The organism is Microbacterium sp. ZW CA_36, from assembly GCF_044987475.1.
In the GTDB taxonomy this organism is placed as follows: domain Bacteria; phylum Actinomycetota; class Actinomycetes; order Actinomycetales; family Microbacteriaceae; genus Microbacterium.
Genome location: NZ_JBJDRL010000007.1, coordinates 82,407 through 100,923, shown reverse-complemented (window position 1 = coordinate 100,923; position 18,517 = coordinate 82,407). Strand labels below are relative to the sequence as shown.

The following is an 18,517-nucleotide window of genomic DNA, read 5'->3' as shown; positions in this document are numbered from 1 at the left end:
AGGGCGAGGGACCGCGGCGGGCCGTCGACACCGCTCTGGCGGAGCTCCGGCAGGCAGTGCCCGAGCTCGACGCCGAGGCGGTCCTCGGGCCGCTCGCCCACGGCGAGTCGGTCCGCGCGCTGGTGAGGTTCGAGTACGGTCTGGGCGCCCGCGCGACCGAGAGCCTGCGCGCCTCGGTCGTGAGCCAGGCCGTGAAGGGCCGCCGTCCCGCGAAGGGACGCACACCGGGCGCCGCCAATACACTGAAGGTTCGGGTCGACGTGCCCGATCTCGACCTCTGACCCTCGATCGTTCAGGACCGTCATGCGCCTCGTCTTCGCCGGCACGCCCGAGCCGGCTGTGCCGTCATTGCGGCGGCTCGCGGCCACCGCTCACGACGTCGTCGCGGTCGTCACCCGCCAGGATGCTCCGCTCGGGCGCAAGCGCGTGCTCACGCCCTCTCCCGTCGCCACCGCCGCCGAGGAGCTCGGGATCCCCGTGATCCGCGCCGACCGGCTCGATGCGACCGTCACGGCCGAGATCGCGGCCCTCCAGCCCGATCTCGGGGTGATCGTCGCCTACGGCGGCCTGGTACGCGAGCCGCTGCTGTCGACGCCCGCCCACGGGTGGATCAACCTGCACTTCTCCCTGCTCCCGCGCTGGCGCGGCGCGGCGCCCGTGCAGCACGCCCTCATCGCGGGCGATGCGCGCACCGGCGCGAGCGTGTTCCAGCTGGTCCCCGCGCTCGACGCCGGCGACGTCTTCGGCGAGCTCTCCATCGACGTGCCCGCGGACGCCACCGCGGGGTCGCTGCTCTCGGCGCTCGCCGAAGACGGCGCCGGGCTGCTCACCGACGTCGTCGATGCGATCGCCGAAGGCTCCGCGGTCTCCCGCCCGCAGGTGGGCGAGCCGACCTACGCCTCGAAGCTCGGCGACGACGACGGCCGCGTGCGCTGGGACGAGCCCGCGGACGCCGTGCTCGGGCGCATCCGCGGCGTCACACCCGAACCGGGCGCCCACACGACGATCTCGGGCGTGCGGCTCAAGGTGCTCGCCGTCGCGTCTGCGCCGGCGGACGCTCCGCACCTGCAGCCAGGCGCCCTCGCGCTGCACGGCGGCAAGGTCGTCGCCGGCACCACGTCCGCGCCGATCGTGCTCGACACGGTCCAGCCGGCGGGCAAGGGCGCCATGCGCGCCGCCGACTGGTGGCGGGGCCTGCGCGATGCGACCCCGGTGGCGGGATCGTGAGTCGCACGATCGCGGCGCGACGCGTCGCCTACGAGACCCTGCGGGCGGTGCACGAGTCGGACGCCTACGCGAACCTGCTCCTGCCGACCGCCATCGCACGCGCCGGTCTCGCGACGCAGGACGCGGCACTGGCCACCGAGCTCACTTACGGAACCCTGCGTCGCCAGGGCACGTACGACGCGGTCATCGAGATCGCCGCCGACCGGCCCGTCGCCGACATCGATCCCGCCGTGCTCGACGCGCTCCGGCTGGGCGTCCACCAGCTGCTGTCGACACGGGTGGCCTCGCACGCGGCCGTCAACGAGTCCGTGGAGCTCGCCCGCGCGGCCGGCGGCCGGGGAGCGGCCGGATTCACCAACGCCGTGCTGCGCCGGGTCTCTCGTGACACCCCGGGGGACTGGATGACGCACGTCGCCGAGAGCGCGCGCTCCGACGACGAGCAGCTCGGGCTGCTGTTCTCGCATCCGGTGTGGGTGGTGCGGGCCTTCCGCCGTGCGCTGGCGGCCGAGGGCCGGGCCGAGGAGCTCGAGGCGCTGCTCACCGCCGACAACGCGTCGCCGCGCGTCACGATGGCGGCCCTTCCCGACCTCGCCGACGTGCCCGAGGACGCGCGCCGCACCCCGTTCTCGCCGATCGGCTTCCGTCTCGGCGGCGGCGACCCGGATTCGACCGTGCGCGGTTCGGGCGGCCGCATCCGGGTGCAGGACGAGGGTTCACAGCTCGCGGCTCTGGCACTGACGCGCGCCCTTCCTGTGACGCCGGGGGAGCTGTGGCTCGACCTGTGCGCGGGCCCCGGAGGCAAGACCGCGGTGCTCGCGGCGGAGGCGCTCGCACACGGCGCGTCCCTCGAGGCCAACGAGATCTCGCCCGCGCGCGCGGGGCTCGTGCGCCAGGCGCTCGCCGGCGTGCCCCTCGAAGTGCCGGTGTCGGAGGAGGACGGCCGGCTGCGTGCGCAGGACGCCCCCGAGACCTACGACCGCATCCTCGTCGACGCGCCCTGCACCGGACTCGGCGCGCTGCGCCGCCGGCCCGAAGCGCGCTGGCGCAAGGCGCCGAGCGACGTCCCGGCGCTCACGCAGCTGCAGCGCGAGCTGCTCACCGAGGCGGTGAGCGCGCTCAAGCCCGGCGGCGTGGTGGCGTACGTGACCTGCTCGCCCCATCTCGCCGAGACGGCGGGCGTCGTGGCCGACATCCGCCGCGAATGGGACGGGGCGATCGAAGAGCTCTCCGCGCGCGACGTCATCACGTCGCTGTCGGATGCCGACCCCGGCCTTCCGCCGCAGGCCGACGGCAGCGGGCGCGCCCAGCTGTGGCCGCACCGCCACAACACCGATGCGATGTCTGTGACGCTCCTGCGCCGCGTCTGAGCTGCCTCAGGCGCCGCGCTCACTCGCGCAGATGAATGCCGTGGGGCATCTGCTCGAACTCCGTGCGCAGCGCGACGAGCGCCGCGCTGTGCGTGCGGCCCAGGTCGCGGGCGTCGACCGTGACTTCGGCGCCCTCCGGCAGCGCCTCGGCGAGCTCGCGCAGCACGGCGACGACACGCTCTGTGCCCGCCAGTCCGAGCTCGCCCGCCAGGCGGAGCACGCGTCCCGTGTCCGTGTCCTCGACCGTGAAGGCCGGAACCGCGACGCTTTCGTGCGGCTCGAGCATGTGCATGCCGAACCGCTCGCCGAGCGTCTCGAGGAGAGCGATGCCGCGTACGGAGTTGCCGTGCTCGTCGAGGCGGGGACTGAATGCGGCGACGCCGAACTGCGACGGCGCGACGGCGAGAAGACCGCCGCTGACCCCGCTCTTCGCCGGCAGGCCGACGCGCAGCAGCCATTCGCCCGAATAGTCGTACATGCCGCAGCTCGTCATGATCGACAGCACGTCACGGGCCACCGCCTCGGCGACGACCCGTTCGCCCGTGACCGGATTGAGGCCGCCGAAGGCGAGGGTCGCCGACATCACGGCGAGGTCGCGAACGGTCACGAGCAGCGAGCACTGGCGGAAGTAGGTCTCGACGGCGATCTCGACCGAGCCGTCGATGATGCCGTACGAGTGCAGGAGGTGTGCCAGCGCGCGGTTGCGGTCGCCGGTCGCCGACTCCGAGGCGTAGACCTGCTCGTCGACCCACAGCGAGCGTCCCGCGAAGGCGGAGAGACCCTCGACGATGCGGGACGTGCGGTCGTCGACGACATCGCCGGGGATCAGCGACGAGGTCGCGATCGCCCCCGCGTTGACCATCGGATTGGCCGGTCGCCCGGTGAGGGGTTCGAGACTGATCGCGTTGAAGGGTTCGCCGCTCGGCTCGGCCCCGACCTTGCGCAGGACCGCGTCGCGCCCCCGGTCGGCCAGGGCGAGGGCCAGCACGAACGGCTTCGAGATCGACTGGATCGTGAACTCGTGAGTGACGTCACCGACCGCCCGCACGCGCCCGCGCGGACCCACCACCGCGAGCGCCAGCCGCTCCGGGTCGGCGGCGGCGAGTTCGGGGATGTATCCCGCGGGGGCGCCGTCGTCGTGGGGCCGGATGTCTTCGAGAACCTCGTGCAGCAGCGCCGTGATGGGATCCACGGGTCGACCATAATGGACGCGTGCTTCCGATCGACGACAGCGGCCGCCAGGTCGGCATCCGCATCAATCCCAGCGTCCTGGCCGCCGACTTCGTCAACATGCAGACGGAGCTCGCGCGCATCGCCACGGCGGACTTCGTCCACGTCGACGTCATGGACAACCACTTCGTGCCGAACCTGACGTTCGGGCCGCAGATGGTCGAGCGCATCCAGGCGACGAGCCCCGTGCCGCTGGACGTCCACCTCATGATCACGAACCCCGACCGCTGGGCACCCGGCTATGCGGAGCTCGGCGCCGCCTCGGTCACGTTCCATCTCGAGGCGGCGAAGGAGCCGGTCGCTCTCGCGCGCCGCCTCCGCGCGATCGGCGCGCGCGCCGGTGTCGCGGTGAAGCCTGCGACGCCCGTGGAGGGTCTCTTCGACCTCCTCGACGACTTCGACCAGATCCTCGTGATGACCGTGGAGCCCGGCTTCGGCGGTCAGTCGTTCATGCCCGAGACGATGCCGAAGCTGCGACGCCTGGCGGACGAGGCTCGCCGCCGCGGGTCGTCGGTCTGGCTGCAGGTCGACGGCGGCATCGGCGAGTCGACCATCGCGGAGGCGGCGGAGGCGGGCGCCGACACGTTCGTCGCCGGATCCGCCGTCTTCGGCGCCGACGATCCCGCGAACGCCATCACCGGGCTCCGGGCATCCGCCCGCGCCCACGCCCACTGACGCCGCGGACCGCGCGTCATCGATTCGAGAGGGAGCGCATGGCCACCGACGACGAGGCGTCCCCTCCGCAGCCCGCGCATCGCCGTCACCTCCATCGCCTCCTCGACGCGTACAGCGGCGAGCACGCGGTCTACGGCCTCGTCCTCGTGACGGCTCTCGTCGCCGTCGGCTGGGAGGAGGACACCGACTTCGAGGTGCTGCTGTTCGTCTTCGGCACCGTTGTCATCTTCTGGCTCGCGCACATCTACGCCGCGGTGGTCGCCAGCCGCGCCGTCCGCCCCGCGAAACCGCTGATGACGGCGATCGGCGACGGCGCCCGTCACTCCTCGGGGATGCTGATCGCGATGCTCGTTCCGGCTGCGCTGCTGCTGCTGGGCGCGCTCGGCCTGGTCGAGGAGTACACCGCGTACTTCCTGGCGCTCGGCAGCGGCATCGTGCTGCTCGCGGTGATCGGCTATGCGAACGCCGCCCGCAACGGGAGCTCCTGGCCCTGGCGGATCGCCGGCCTCCTGGCGACGACACTGCTCGGCATGCTGGTGATCGGGCTGAGCATCCTCGCGCACTGAAGCCCACGCCGGGCCGGGCCGCCCGGCTCGCGTCACGCGGCGCCGCGGCATCCGTCCGGTGGGTCCGGGTAACGCGCGCTGCGCGTGTATCGAAGGGCGATACCCTGGCATGGTGAAGACGTTCGACACGCTGTACGCCGAGCTCGCCGCGAAAGCGGCCGAGCGCCCCGAGGGTTCGGGAACCGTCGCACAGCTGGACGCGGGCGTGCACGCGATCGGCAAGAAGATCGTGGAAGAGGCCGCCGAGGTGTGGATGGCGGCCGAGTACGAGTCGACGGATGCCGCAGCCGAGGAGATCTCTCAGCTGCTGTACCACCTGCAGGTGCTGATGCTCGCGAAGGGGCTGAGCCTCGAGGATGTCTACCGACATCTCTGAGCCGCGATCCTCATCCGTCCTCGAACCCGAAAGCCACGCTGCCATGCTGCGAATCGCCGTGCCGAACAAGGGATCGCTCGCCGAGACCGCCTCCGAGATGCTCCACGAGGCGGGTTACATCGGGCGCCGCGACCCGAAGGACCTCCACGTCATCGACCCTCAGAACGAGGTCGAGTTCTTCTATCTCCGCCCCAAGGACATCGCCACCTACGTCGGCTCGGGCGCGCTCGACGTCGGCATCACCGGCCGTGACCTGCTGCTCGACGCGCGGATGCCCGGCGCCCGCGAGATCGAGCAGCTCGGGTTCGCGGCCTCCACCTTCCGCTTCGCGGCGCCCGCCGGGCGCTTCTCCGAGGTGACCGACCTCGAGGGCGCGCGCATCGCGACCTCGTACCCGGGGCTCGTCGACGGCTTCCTCGACGAGCACGGCGTCGCCGCCGACCTCGTGCCGCTCGACGGCGCCGTCGAGTCGGCCGTCGAGCTGGGCGTCGCGGACGCGATCGCCGACGTCGTGGAGACCGGCACCACGCTGCGCCAGGCGGGCCTGGACGTCTTCGGGCCGGTGATCCTCAAGTCCGAGGCCGTGCTCATCGGCGCGCCGACCGAGGCGGAGGGCGTCGAGACGCTGCTCCGGCGCCTGCGGGGCGTCATGGTGGCTCAGCGCTACGTCATGGTCGACTACGACCTGCCGGCGGATCTCGTCGACACCGCCGTCCAGATCGCTCCCGGCATCGAGTCGCCGACCATCTCCCCGCTGCGGGATGCGGCGTGGGTGGCGGTGCGGGTGATGGTCGCCCGCAAGGGCGTCAACCAGGTCATGGACGCGCTGTACGCGATCGGCGCCCGCGCGATCCTCGTGACAGCGATCCACAACGCGAGGCTCTGATGGACGGGACAGCACCGACGAACGGAGCCGTGTCATGAGCCTGGTCTGCCGCGTCATCCCGTGCCTCGACGTCGCCGCGGGTCGCGTCGTGAAGGGCGTCAACTTCCAGAACCTGCGCGACATGGGCGATCCCGTCGAGCTCGCGCGGGAGTACTTCCACCAGGGCGCCGACGAGATCACCTTCCTCGACGTGACGGCGACGGTCGACGAGCGGTCCACGACCTACGACGTCGTCCGGCGCACCGCCGAAGAGGTCTTCATCCCGCTCACCGTCGGCGGCGGAGTCCGCTCGGCCGACGACGTCGGCCGGCTGCTGGCCGTGGGCGCCGACAAGATCGGCGTGAACTCCGCCGCCATCGCCCGCCCCGCGCTCCTCGACGAGATCGCCGACCGGTTCGGCGCCCAGGTGCTCGTGCTCTCGCTCGACGTGAAGCGCGCCTCGCCCGACCTGCTCGACCGGGTGCCGTCCGGCTTCGTCGTCACGACGCACGGCGGGCGCACCGAGACGGAGCTCGACGCGCTGGAATGGGCGCGCGAAGCCGTCGAGCGCGGCGCAGGCGAGCTGCTGGTCAACTCGATCGACGCCGACGGCACGAAGCAGGGGTTCGACCTCGAGCTCGTGGCCCTCATGCGCGAGGTCGCCAGCGTGCCGGTGATCGCCTCGGGAGGCGCGGGCTCGGCCGCCGACTTCGGTCCCGCCATCGCCGCGGGCGCCGACGCCGTGCTCGCGGCATCCGTCTTCCACTCCGGCCAGCTCACCATCGGCGACGTCAAGGCCGCGATGGCCGCCGACGGCATCGCGGTGCGGGAGGTGGCGGCATGAGCGAGAGTGTCGACGAGCGCATCGCACGCGTGACGTTCAACCCCGACGGCCTGGTCGCGGCGATCATCCAGCAATGGGACACGCGCGAGGTCCTCATGCTCGGCTGGATGGATGCCGAGGCCCTCCGCCGCACCCTCACCGAGGGCCGCGTGACCTTCTGGTCGCGCTCCCGCCAGGAGTACTGGCGCAAGGGCGACACGTCCGGCAACATCCAGCTGGTGCGCGAGGCGCGCCTGGACTGCGACGGCGACGCCGTGCTGGTCGAGGTCGAGCAGATCGGGCCCGCCTGCCACACCGGCACCCGCACCTGCTTCGACGCGGACGACCTCGAGGCCGTCCGCGGCCCGGAGGCCGTCGCGTGATCCGCAGGGCGCGACTGCTCGCCGTCGTCGTCACGGTGCTGTGCGGGGCGATCGGGGTGATCTCGTCGACGCAGACGTGGCTCACCGTCGTGCTCGAGGACGCCGCCCGCCACGTGCTCGAGGTGCCCGGCGCCTCGGCGCTGCCGGTACTTGCCCCGCTCAGCCTCGCCGTACTCGCTCTCGGCGCGGCCCTCTCGATCGTCGGGCTCGCGCTGCGGTACATCTTCGGCGCACTGGCCGTCCTCATCGGTGGCGTGCTGGCCTGGCTGACCGCCCGCATCGTGCTGGAGCATCCCGTCTCGGCCGTAGCCTCCGTCGTCACCGAGTCCACCGGCATCGCGGGCGAGTCGTCCGTCGCGACGCTCGTCGCGTCGATCGACGCGACGCTCTGGCCGGCGGTGACCCTCGCCGTCTGGGTGGTGCTCATCGCAGCCGGGGGGTTCGTCCTCGCCACCGCACACGGCTGGTCGCGCACCGGGCGGCGGTACCGCACGGACGACGCCGCACAGCCGGCTCTGCGGGCCGGTTCCCGCCGTCCCGGCGGCGACGGTTCGCGCCCCCACGACGCCGCCGGATCCCGGGCCATCGACGACTGGGACGACCTGTCGCGTGGCGAGGATCCCACCGCCTGACCGCTAGACTGGCGTCATCCCGCGCTTCCCAGGCTTCACGAGGAGATATCCATGAGCAACAACATCGGCGACCCCGGCCACGGACACTCGCCCGCCGCCTGGACGGCCGTCGTGATCATGCTCGTGGCGGTCGCACTCGGAACCCTCTTCTACTTCCTCGACATGCCCGCCCTCGTGTGGGCATCCGCCGGTCTCCTCGTCGTCGGCGCGATCGTCGGCTGGGCGATGTCGCGCGCCGGTTACGGCGTGAACGGCTCGAAGTACGTGGCGAAAGAGCACTGATCGTGCTCGCCGACCTGACGGCCGGCGCGGTTGAGGATGCCGAGGCACGCGCCTCGGTGCGGCCAGTGGCAGCGGTCGAGGCCGCAGCGCTGGCGCAGCGTCCCGCGATCGACGCCGTCGCCGCCCTCGCTCCGTCCGACCGCGTCAAGATCATCGCGGAGGTCAAGCGGGCGAGCCCCTCGCGCGGCGACCTCGCGGCGATCCCCGATCCCGCTCTGCAGGCTCGTCGCTACGAGGAGGGCGGCGCGTCCGCGATCTCCGTCCTCACCGAGGGGCGGCGCTTCAAGGGAAGCCTCGCCGACCTCGAGGCGGTGAAGGCCGCGGTCACCCTGCCGGTGCTGCGCAAGGACTTCATCGCCACCGAGTACCAGGTGCTCGAGGCCCGCGCCGCCGGTGCGGACCTCGTGCTGCTCATCGTCGCCGCGCTCGAGCAGGATGTGCTCGCCCGCCTGCACGCGTTCACCCGCGAGCTGGGCATGACCGCGCTCGTCGAGACGCACTCGGCCGCAGAGGTCGACCGTGCGGCAGAGCTCGACGCGCAGCTCATCGGCGTCAATGCGCGCGACCTGTCGACGTTCCAGCTCGACCGCGACCTGTTCGGGCGGCTGGCGGAGCGCATCCCCGCCGGCGCGGTGAGGATCGCCGAGTCGGCTGTGCTCGTCCCCGAGGACGTCGCCCACTACCGGGCGGCGGGGGCGGACGTCGTCCTCGTCGGCGAGGCCCTGGTCACCAACGATCCCGTATCCACCCTGCGCGCCTTCCTGCAGGCAGGCGCGGGCGATGCACTGAGCGAAGGAAGGGCGACGCAGTGAGTCTTCGCGAGGCCCCCGGGCCGCTGTTCGGCGAGTTCGGCGGGCGCTACATGCCCGAATCCCTCATCGCCGCCATCGATGAGCTGGCGGCCGAGTACGAGGCCGCCAAGGTCGATCCCGCATTCCAGGCCGAGTTCGTCCGCCTGCTCCACTCGTACGCGGGCCGCCCGTCGCCGATCACCGAGGTGGCGCGGTTCGCCGAGCACGCCGGGGGAGCGCGCGTGTTCCTCAAGCGCGAGGACCTGAACCACACCGGCTCGCACAAGATCAACAACGTGCTCGGCCAGGCGCTGCTCACCCAGCGCCTCGGCAAGACCCGCGTGATCGCCGAGACGGGCGCCGGCCAGCACGGCGTCGCGACCGCGACCGCCGCGGCGCTGTTCGGCTTCGAGTGCACGATCTACATGGGCGAGGTCGACACCGAGCGCCAGGCGCTCAACGTCGCCCGCATGCGCCTCTTGGGCGCCGAGGTGGTGCCGGTGAAGACCGGCTCGCGCACGCTGAAGGACGCCATCAACGACGCCTACCGCGACTGGGTCGCCAGCGTCGAGACGACGAACTACATCTTCGGCACCGCCGCGGGACCGCATCCGTTCCCGGCGATGGTGCGCGACTTCCAGAAGGTGATCTCCGAAGAGGCGCGCGCCCAGCTGCTCGAAGAGGCCGGGCGGCTTCCGGATGCCGTCATCGCCTGCGTCGGCGGTGGCTCGAACGCCATCGGCATGTTCGACGCCTTCCTCGACGACGACGTGAAGCTCTACGGGGTGGAGGCCGCCGGCGACGGCGTGGACACTCCTCGCCACGCCGCATCGATCGAGCGCGGACGCCCGGGAGTGCTGCACGGCGCGAAGACCTACGTGCTGCAGGACGAGGACGGCCAGACGGTCGAGTCGCACTCCATCTCGGCGGGACTCGACTACCCGGGCGTCGGACCCGAGCACGCCTGGCTCGCCTCGATCGGGCGTGCCGAGTACATCCCCGCGACCGACGACCAGGCGATGCAGGCGCTGCGGCTGCTCTCCGAGACCGAAGGCATCATTCCGGCGATCGAGTCGGCGCACGCCCTCGCCGGAGCGCTGCGCATCGGGCGGGAACTCGGCCCGGACGCGATCCTCGCGGTCTGCCTCTCGGGCCGCGGCGACAAGGACATGGACACCGCCGCGCGCTACTTCCACCTGTACGACGCTGCCGCCGCTGCGGCGGAGGGCGCCGGGCCGGTCGAGACCGCACCGTCCGACGACGCCGCCAAGGGAGAGGGCACCAAGCTATGAGCTCCCGCGTCGCCGCGGCGATCGACGCCGCCCACGCCGCAGGCCGGGGCGCTTTCGTCGGCTACCTGCCGATCGGCTTCCCCGACCTGCGCACGAGCATCGACGCAGCCGTCGCCCTTGCCGAGAACGGCGCCGACGTCCTCGAGCTCGGTCCGCCCTACTCCGACCCGGTGATGGACGGCACCGTCATCCAGGAGGCCACGCAGGCGGCCCTCGCCGGCGGCTTCCGTCTGCGCGACACGTTCACGGCGGTGCGCGAGATCACGCGCCGCGTGGACGTTCCGGTGCTCGTGATGACGTACTGGAACCCCGTGCTGCAGTACGGGGTCGACCGGTACGCCGACGATCTCCTCGCCGCCGGGGGAGCGGGACTCATCACCCCGGACATCACACCCGAAGCCGCTCCCGAGTGGATCGCCGCGAGCGAGCGCACGGGGCTGGACCGCGTGTTCCTCGCCGCGCCGACATCGACCGACGAGCGCCTCGAGCTGATCGTCCGGCAGTCCACCGGGTTCGTCTACACGGTGTCGACCATGGGCATCACCGGCGAACGAGCGCAGCTGGACGCCGCCGCCCGCACGCTCGTCGCCCGGCTGCGCGAGCACGGGGTCGAGCACGCGTGCGTCGGCATCGGCATCTCGAACGCCGATCAGGTGGCGGGTGTGCTCGAGTACGCCGACGGCGCGATCGTCGGCACCGCGCTCGTCCGCGCGCTGCGCGAGGGCGGAATCGACGGCCTCGCCGCGACCGCGCGCAGCCTCGCCGCCGGCACCGCGCGCAGCGCGAACTAGACTTCTCAGGTCGGCGCGTGCGCCGGCCCCTCCCGCACGGATCCAGCAAGGACACGGTTCTCCCATGATCACCGCCGCCGCGAGCGTCGTCGCCAGCATCCCGAGCCCGTCGATCAGCTACTTCGACATCGGCCCCCTGCGGGTCCACATCTACGCGCTGTGCATCATCACGGGCATCATCATCGCCGTGCTGTGGACGAACGCCCGCCTCACCAAGCGCGGCGCCGAGCCGTGGGTCGTCATCGACATCGCCCTCCTCGCCGTGCCGCTCGCGATCATCACCGCCCGGATCTACCACGTGCTCACGCACTGGAGCTTCTACTTCGGCGAAGGCGCGAACCCGCTGTCGGCGCTGTACATCTGGGAGGGCGGCATCGCGATCTACGGCGCCCTCATCGGCGGCGCCGTCGGCGCGTGGCTCGGCTGCCGGTGGACCGGCATCCGCTTCTGGACCTTCGCCGACGCACTCGCGCCCGGCCTTCTCCTGGCCCAGGCGATCGGCCGGTTCGGCAACTGGTTCAACCAGGAGCTGTACGGCCTGCCGACCGATGTGCCGTGGGGCCTCGAGATCGACTACCCGAACCCCGCGTGGCCGATCGGCCTTCCGGAGGGGACGCTCTTCCACCCCACCTTCCTCTACGAGGTGCTCTGGAACGCCCTGGGCGTCCTGGTCATCGTGTGGGTCGGCCGCCGCTTTCGCCTGCAGTGGGGTCGCCTGTTCGCCGTGTACCTCATGTGGTACAGCGCCGGACGCATCGTGTGGGAGTCGATCCGCATCGACCCGAGCGACATCTTCCTGGGCCTGCGCACCAACGTCTGGGCGGCCATCCTGGGCGTCGTCGTCGGTCTGGTGATCTTCTTCGTGCAGAAGCGCCGTCACCTGGGTCTCGAGCCGTCGCCCTATGTGTCCGGCCGCGAGTGGAACGCCGGACAGGCTGTACAATCGCAGAACACCGACGGCTTCGTCGACGTCAGCGAACCCCCGACGTCCGAGGTCGAAGAGGTCAGCGCCACAAGCACTCCTGCCACCAAATAACGCCGCTCAGTTCCCGAGGAGCGTGCGCCCAGGGCCGACGTCGTCCCATCTTGACTATCAACGTGAGGACGGTAGGTATGGCTTCGAGCCCCCGTCACGTCGTCTCTTCGGAGACGAACTTCCCCGCTTCGTCCGGCCGCGCCGGCTTCCCGCAGAAGCAGGGGATGTACAACCCTGCCTTCGAGAAGGACGCCTGCGGACTGGCCATGGTCGCGACGCTGCGCGGCGAGGCCGGCCACGACATCATCGATCTGGCCCTGACGGCCCTTCGCAACCTCGAGCACCGGGGCGCGATCGGCTCGGACGCCGGCACCGGCGACGGTGCGGGCATCCTCACGCAGATGCCCGACGCGTTCCTGCGCGCGGTGGCCGGCTTCGAGCTGCCGCCGGTGGGCGAGTACGCCGCGGGCATGGTGTTCCTGCCCCGCGACGCCGACGCGCGCGCGGCCCAGAAGACGGGCATCGAGCGGATCGCGGCGTCCGAGGGCATGACCGTCCTGGGCTGGCGCGAGGTGCCGACCTCCGACGATCACCTGGGCAAGCTCGCCTTCGCGGCGCGCCCGGTCTTCGAGCAGGTCTTCGTGTCGCACCCGGCCTCGGGCGACCAGCCGGCCCTGTCGGGCATCGCGCTGGACCGGCGCGCCTATCGCCTGCGCACCCGTGCGCGCACCGAACTGGACGCGTACTTCGTGTCGCTGTCGGCGCGCACGCTCGGGTACAAGGGCATGGTCACGACGCTGCAGCTGGAGCCGTTCTACCCCGACCTGCAGGACGAGCGCTTCGCGTCGGAGCTCGCCGTCGTGCACTCCCGTTACTCGACCAACACGTTCCCGTCGTGGCCCCTCGCACAGCCGCTGCGCATGCTCGCGCACAACGGCGAGATCAACACCGTCAACGGCAACCGCAACTGGATGCGCGCGCGGCAGTCCCAGCTCCAGTCCGAGCTGATCGGCGACATCCGCCCGCTGCTGCCGATCTGCACCACCGGCGCCAGCGACTCCGCGTCGTTCGACGAGGTGCTGGAGCTCCTCACGCTGACCGGCCGCAGCCTGCCGCACGCCATCATGATGATGGTGCCGGAGGCGTACGAGAAGCAGGCCGACATCGACCCGAAGCTGCGGGCGTTCTACGAGTTCCACTCCATGCAGATGGAGCCGTGGGACGGCCCCGCCGCGCTGATCTTCACCGACGGCACGCTCGTCGGCGCCACGCTCGACCGCAACGGCCTGCGTCCCGGGCGCTGGACGGAGACGACCGACGGCCTCATCGTCATCGGCAGCGAGACCGGCGTGCTGGACTTCGAGCCCGAGCGCATCAAGCGTCGCGGGCGTCTGCGCCCCGGCCGCATGTTCCTCGTCGACACGGCGCAGCGCCGCATCATCGAGGACGACGAGATCAAGGCGCAGCTCGCCGAGCAGGAGCCGTGGCAGGAGTGGCTCGACGCCGGGCGGGTGCGCCTCGCCGAGCTCCCGGAGCGCGAGCACATCGTGCACCCGATCGCCTCGATCACGCGCCGTCAGCGCACCTTCGGCTACACCGAGGAAGAGGTCAAGATCCTCCTGACCCCGATGGGTCAGAACGGTGCCGAGCCGCTCGGCGCGATGGGTTCCGACACCCCCGTCGCCGTGCTCAGCGAGCGCCCCCGCCTGCTGTTCGACTACTTCACGCAGCAGTTCGCGCAGGTCACGAACCCGCCGCTGGACTCGATCCGCGAGGAGGTCGTCACGTCGCTGGGCCTCGGGCTCGGTCCCGAGCGCAACCTCCTCGAGTGGGGCGCCGAGCACACGCGGGTCGTGACGCTCGACTTCCCGGTGATCGACAACGACGAGCTCGCCAAGATCCAGCACATCGACACCGCCCTTCCCGGCCGGACATCGGTCACGATCCGCGGCCTGTACCGCGTCGAGGCCGGTCACAAGGGCATGAAGAAGCGCCTCGAGCAGATGTGCCAGGAGGTCGACCAGGCGATCGAGGACGGCGCGGAGTTCATCGTGCTCTCCGACCGCGACTCCAACAAGGACCTCGCGCCCATCCCGTCGCTGCTCATGCTGGCCGCCGTGCACCACCACCTCATCCGCAAGGAGACGCGCATGAAGTGCGGCCTCGTGGTCGAGGCCGGCGACGTGCGCGAGGTGCACCACGTGGCGACGCTGATCGGATACGGCGCATCCGCCGTCAACCCGTACCTCGCCATGGAGACCGTCGAGTACCTGGTGCGCGCGGGCTTCATCACCGGGATCTCGCCCGAGAAGGCCGTCAAGAACCTCATCTACGCGCTCGGCAAGGGCGTCCTGAAGATCATGTCGAAGATGGGCATCTCGACCGTGTCGTCGTACGCGGGCGCGCAGGTCTTCGAGGCCGTCGGCCTGTCGCAGGACTTCGTCGACACGTACTTCACCGGCACCGAGTCCAAGCTCGGCGGCGTCGGGCTCGACGTCGTCGCGGCGGAGAACGCTGCGCGCCACACGTACGCCTACCCCGAGGATGCGGCCGTCCGCGCGCACGAGCGCCTGTGGACCGGCGGCGAGTACCAGTGGCGGCGCGACGGCTCGCCGCACCTGTTCAACCCCGACACGGTGTTCCGGCTGCAGCACTCGACGCGCACCCGCCGGTACGACATCTTCCGCGAGTACACGAAGCTGGTGGACGACCAGGCGAGCGAGCTCAAGACGCTGCGCGGGCTGTTCGCCCTCAAGACCGAGGGCCGTACGCCGGTGCCGATCGACGAGGTCGAGTCGGTCTCGTCGATCGTCAAGCGCTTCTCGACCGGGGCCATGAGCTACGGGTCGATCTCGCGCGAGGCGCACGAGACCCTGGCGATCGCGATGAACCGCATCGGCGGCAAGTCCAACACCGGCGAGGGTGGCGAAGACACCGACCGCCTGCTCGACCCGGAGCGCCGGAGTTCCATCAAGCAGGTCGCCTCGGGCCGCTTCGGCGTCACGAGCCTGTACCTCACCCAGGCCGACGACATCCAGATCAAGCTCGCGCAGGGCGCCAAGCCCGGCGAGGGCGGGCAGCTGCCGCCGACCAAGGTGTACCCGTGGGTCGCGCGCACCCGCCACGCGACCGCCGGCGTCGGCCTCATCTCGCCGCCGCCGCACCACGACATCTACTCGATCGAAGACCTCAAGCAGCTGATCTTCGACCTGAAGCGCGCCAACCCCGGTGCGCGGGTGCACGTGAAGCTCGTGAGCCAGTCGGGCATCGGCGCGGTCGCGGCCGGCACCGCCAAGGCGCTGGCCGACGTCATCCTGGTGTCGGGCCACGACGGCGGCACCGGCGCGAGCCCGCTCAACTCGCTCAAGCACGCCGGGACCCCGTGGGAGCTCGGGCTCGCCGAGACGCAGCAGACGCTCATGCTCAACGGCATGCGCGACCGTGTCGTCGTGCAGGTCGACGGCCAGCTCAAGACCGGCCGCGACGTCATCATCGGCGCCCTGCTCGGCGCCGAGGAGTTCGGCTTCGCGACGGCGCCCCTCGTGGTGTCGGGCTGCATCATGATGCGGGTCTGCCACCTCGACACCTGTCCCGTGGGCGTCGCGACGCAGAACCCGGTCCTGCGCCAGCGCTTCAACGGCAAGCCCGAGTTCGTCGTGAACTTCATGGAGTTCATCGCCGAAGAGGTGCGGGAGTACCTCGCCGAGCTCGGCTTCCGCTCTCTCGACGAGGCGATCGGTCGCAGCGACCTGCTCGACGTCAACGGCGCGGTCAACCACTGGAAGGCGAACGGCCTCGACCTCGCCCCGGTGCTCGAGGGCCCCGTCTTCGCCGAGGACGAGCCGCGCCGCAACACCACCGCGCAGCTGCACGAGCTCGACGAGCACTTCGACGTCGCGCTCATCGAGCGCGCTCAGGACGTCATCGCGAACGGCGGCGAGATGACCATCGACCTGCCGATCCGCAACACCGAGCGCGCCGTCGGCACGCTCCTCGGTCACCACGTGACGAAGGAGCGCGGCGAGAACGGCCTCCGGTCGGGCAGCATCGTCGTGAACCTCACCGGGTCGGCGGGCCAGTCGTTCGGCGCATTCATGCCCTCGGGCATCACGCTGCGTCTCGAGGGCGACTCCAACGACTACGTCGGCAAGGGCCTCTCGGGCGGTCAGATCGTCGTGCGGCCGCCGCGCGGCGCCACCTTCGACGCGTCGAAGAACGTCATCGCGGGCAACGTGATCGGCTACGGCGCGACCCTGGGCACGATGTTCCTGCGCGGTGTGGTGGGCGAGCGCTTCTTCGTCCGCAACTCCGGTGCCACCGCGGTCGTGGAGGGCGTCGGAGACCACGCCCTCGAGTACATGACGGGCGGCCTCGCCGTCATCCTCGGCGCGACAGGACGCAACCTGGGCGCGGGGATGTCGGGCGGCACCGCCTACGTGTACCGGCTCGACAGCAAGCTCGTCAACCGCGAGGCGCTCGCCTCGGGCGAGCTGGAGCTCGGCGAGCTCGGCTCGGGAGACGCGGAGATCCTCCGCGACCTGCTCGAGCAGCACGTCGCCGAGACCGAATCGACTCTCGCGCAGGCTCTCCTCGACGACTTCGAGGCCGAGCTGGCGAACTTCGTCAGGGTCATGCCGCGCGACTACGCCGCGGTGCTCGAGACCCGTCAGGCGGCCGTCGCGGAGGGGCTCGACCCCGACGGCGACGTCGTCTGGAACCGCATTCTGGAGGTGACGGGTGGCTGACCCGAAAGGCTTTCTCAAGGTTACCGAGCGCGAGCTGCCCCCGCGGCGGCCGGTGCCGGTGCGCATCATGGACTGGAAAGAGGTCTATGAGCCGGGCGACGGTGCGGTGCTCCGGCGCCAGGCCGGGCGCTGCATGGACTGCGGCGTGCCGTTCTGCCACAAGGGCTGCCCGCTCGGCAACCTGATCCCGGAGTGGAACGACCTCACGTGGCGCGGCGAGGGCCGTGCCGCCAGCGAGCGTCTGCACGCGACGAACAACTTCCCGGAGTTCACGGGACGCCTGTGCCCGGCGCCCTGCGAGAGCTCGTGCGTCCTGGGCATCAACCAGCCGGCCGTGACGATCAAGCAGGTCGAGGTGTCGATCGCCGACGAGGCGTTCGCGAACGGCTGGATCGAGCCCGAGCCGCCGGGGCGCCTGACCGGCAAGACGGTCGCGGTCGTCGGATCCGGTCCCGCCGGACTCGCCGCCGCGCAGCAGCTCACCCGCGCCGGTCACACCGTGGCCGTGTTCGAGCGCGACGACCGCATCGGCGGACTCCTGCGCTACGGCATCCCGGACTTCAAGATGGAGAAGAAGCACCTCGAGTCGCGTCTTCGCCAGATGCAGGACGAGGGCACGCGGTTCCGCGCCGGTGTCGAGATCGGCCGCGACATCTCGTGGGCCGACCTCCGTGCCCGCTACGACGCGGTCGTCATCGCGACCGGCTCGACGGTGCCGCGCGAGCTGGCCATCCCCGGGCGTGACCTCGCCGGCGTGCACTTCGCCATGGAGTACCTCGTCGAGTCGAACAAGGCCGTCGCCGGCGATGCCGTGCCGAACCAGATCACGGCCGAGGGCAAGCACGTCGTCGTGATCGGCGGCGGTGACACGGGCGCCGACTGCATCGGCACGGCCCACCGTCACGGCGCGCTGAGCGTGACGAACCTCGCGATCGGCCGCCGCCCTCCCGGCGAGCGTCCCGAGCACCAGCCGTGGCCGATGGACCCCCTCGTGTTCGAGATGCAGTCGGCTCACGAAGAGGGCGGCGAGCGCACCTACCTCGCCTCGACCGTCGAGTTCCTCGCGAACGGCGCGGGCGAGGTGCGCGCCCTGCGCGTGGCCGAGACCGAGTTCGTCGACGGCCGCCGCGTGCCCAAGAGCGGCACCGAGCGCGAGATCCCCGCCGACCTGGTGCTCATCGCGATGGGCTTCACCGGTCCCGAGCGCGCGCTCCTCGAGGAGCAGCTCGGCGCCCGCTTCACCGAGCGGGGCAACGTGCGCCGCGAGGACGACTACCAGACGACCGCCCCGGGCGTGTTCGTGGCCGGCGACGCCGGCCGCGGGCAGTCGCTCATCGTGTGGGCGATCGCCGAGGGACGTGCCGCCGCAGCCAGCGTCGACCGCTTCCTCATGGGGGAGACGGAGCTGCCTGCTCCGGTCCGCCCGACCGATGTCGCCATCGGCTTGCAGCCCGCGTAGGCTTGCCGAGGCACTCGCCACCTTCAACCCACCCGGA

The 18,517-nt window shown here is 71.4% G+C and carries 17 protein-coding genes and 1 pseudogene; 17 read left to right on the top strand and 1 reads right to left on the bottom strand.

Features of this window, described 5'->3' with window-relative positions:
* The 3 genes and pseudogenes from ACI3KX_RS05695 to ACI3KX_RS05685 form a co-directional block, all read left to right on the top strand.
* Positions 1 to 281, top strand: a pseudogene (locus ACI3KX_RS05695) (primosomal protein N'); the annotation flags it as partial.
* Positions 282 to 303: 22 nt separating this feature from the next.
* On the top strand, positions 304 to 1,227 hold the full coding sequence (gene fmt, locus ACI3KX_RS05690; RefSeq protein WP_404908503.1) for a methionyl-tRNA formyltransferase: 924 nt from the start codon (positions 304 to 306) through the stop codon (positions 1,225 to 1,227).
* A complete protein-coding gene (locus ACI3KX_RS05685) occupies positions 1,224 to 2,594 on the top strand; it encodes a transcription antitermination factor NusB (RefSeq protein WP_363357401.1) in 1,371 nt (456 codons plus the stop codon). Before fmt ends, ACI3KX_RS05685 begins: the two co-directional genes overlap by 4 nt.
* A 19-nt stretch (positions 2,595 to 2,613) precedes the next feature.
* Here the strand turns inward: ACI3KX_RS05685 and glsA are convergent, their stop codons facing one another.
* The gene (glsA, locus tag ACI3KX_RS05680; protein WP_349427567.1) at positions 2,614 to 3,786 is read right to left on the bottom strand and encodes a glutaminase A; all 1,173 of its coding nucleotides are present in this window, start codon (positions 3,784 to 3,786) and stop codon (positions 2,614 to 2,616) included.
* Positions 3,787 to 3,806: 20 nt separating this feature from the next.
* Between glsA and rpe the strand changes: the two genes are divergently transcribed.
* From rpe to ACI3KX_RS05610, 14 genes are all read left to right on the top strand, one after another.
* Positions 3,807 to 4,499 carry a ribulose-phosphate 3-epimerase gene (gene rpe, locus ACI3KX_RS05675; RefSeq protein ID WP_363357402.1) on the top strand — a complete coding sequence of 231 codons (693 nt, stop codon included), beginning with the start codon at positions 3,807 to 3,809 and terminating at the stop codon, positions 4,497 to 4,499.
* 38 nt (positions 4,500 to 4,537) lie between these two features.
* The gene (locus ACI3KX_RS05670) at positions 4,538 to 5,065 is read left to right on the top strand and encodes a hypothetical protein (RefSeq protein WP_349427568.1); all 528 of its coding nucleotides are present in this window, start codon (positions 4,538 to 4,540) and stop codon (positions 5,063 to 5,065) included.
* A gap of 112 nt (positions 5,066 to 5,177) precedes the next feature.
* Positions 5,178 to 5,441: a phosphoribosyl-ATP diphosphatase gene (locus tag ACI3KX_RS05665; RefSeq protein WP_045302883.1), complete on the top strand. Its 264-nt coding sequence runs from the start codon at positions 5,178 to 5,180 to the stop codon at positions 5,439 to 5,441.
* Positions 5,442 to 5,484: 43 nt separating this feature from the next.
* Positions 5,485 to 6,327 carry an ATP phosphoribosyltransferase gene (hisG, locus tag ACI3KX_RS05660; RefSeq protein WP_349427569.1) on the top strand — a complete coding sequence of 281 codons (843 nt, stop codon included), beginning with the start codon at positions 5,485 to 5,487 and terminating at the stop codon, positions 6,325 to 6,327.
* Between the two features lie 34 nt (positions 6,328 to 6,361).
* A complete protein-coding gene (gene hisF / locus ACI3KX_RS05655; RefSeq protein ID WP_349427570.1) occupies positions 6,362 to 7,150 on the top strand; it encodes an imidazole glycerol phosphate synthase subunit HisF in 789 nt (262 codons plus the stop codon).
* Positions 7,147 to 7,512, top strand: a complete 366-nt coding sequence (hisI, locus tag ACI3KX_RS05650) for a phosphoribosyl-AMP cyclohydrolase (RefSeq protein ID WP_404908498.1) — start codon at positions 7,147 to 7,149, stop codon at positions 7,510 to 7,512. Before hisF ends, hisI begins: the two co-directional genes overlap by 4 nt.
* Positions 7,512 to 8,144, top strand: a complete 633-nt coding sequence (locus ACI3KX_RS05645) for a Trp biosynthesis-associated membrane protein (protein WP_404908508.1) — start codon at positions 7,512 to 7,514, stop codon at positions 8,142 to 8,144. The genes hisI and ACI3KX_RS05645 overlap by 1 nt, the downstream gene beginning before the upstream one ends.
* A 51-nt stretch (positions 8,145 to 8,195) precedes the next feature.
* On the top strand, positions 8,196 to 8,426 hold the full coding sequence (locus tag ACI3KX_RS05640; protein WP_349427573.1) for a DUF6704 family protein: 231 nt from the start codon (positions 8,196 to 8,198) through the stop codon (positions 8,424 to 8,426).
* Positions 8,427 to 8,428: 2 nt separating this feature from the next.
* Positions 8,429 to 9,238, top strand: a complete 810-nt coding sequence (gene trpC / locus ACI3KX_RS05635; protein WP_363357405.1) for an indole-3-glycerol phosphate synthase TrpC — start codon at positions 8,429 to 8,431, stop codon at positions 9,236 to 9,238.
* Positions 9,235 to 10,509, top strand: coding sequence for a tryptophan synthase subunit beta (gene trpB / locus ACI3KX_RS05630; RefSeq protein WP_404908494.1), 1,275 nt, complete (start codon positions 9,235 to 9,237; stop codon positions 10,507 to 10,509). The genes trpC and trpB overlap by 4 nt, the downstream gene beginning before the upstream one ends.
* On the top strand, positions 10,506 to 11,300 hold the full coding sequence (gene trpA / locus ACI3KX_RS05625) for a tryptophan synthase subunit alpha (RefSeq protein ID WP_363357407.1): 795 nt from the start codon (positions 10,506 to 10,508) through the stop codon (positions 11,298 to 11,300). The genes trpB and trpA overlap by 4 nt, the downstream gene beginning before the upstream one ends.
* 64 nt (positions 11,301 to 11,364) lie before the next feature.
* Entirely contained in the window at positions 11,365 to 12,336 is a 972-nt protein-coding gene (gene lgt / locus ACI3KX_RS05620) for a prolipoprotein diacylglyceryl transferase (RefSeq protein ID WP_404908490.1), read from the top strand.
* A gap of 77 nt (positions 12,337 to 12,413) precedes the next feature.
* Complete coding sequence (gene gltB / locus ACI3KX_RS05615) at positions 12,414 to 17,021, top strand: glutamate synthase large subunit (protein ID WP_404908488.1); 4,608 nt, start codon at positions 12,414 to 12,416, stop codon at positions 17,019 to 17,021.
* Complete coding sequence (locus ACI3KX_RS05610; protein WP_363357409.1) at positions 17,014 to 18,480, top strand: glutamate synthase subunit beta; 1,467 nt, start codon at positions 17,014 to 17,016, stop codon at positions 18,478 to 18,480. Before gltB ends, ACI3KX_RS05610 begins: the two co-directional genes overlap by 8 nt.
* Positions 18,481 to 18,517 lie beyond the last annotated feature (37 nt).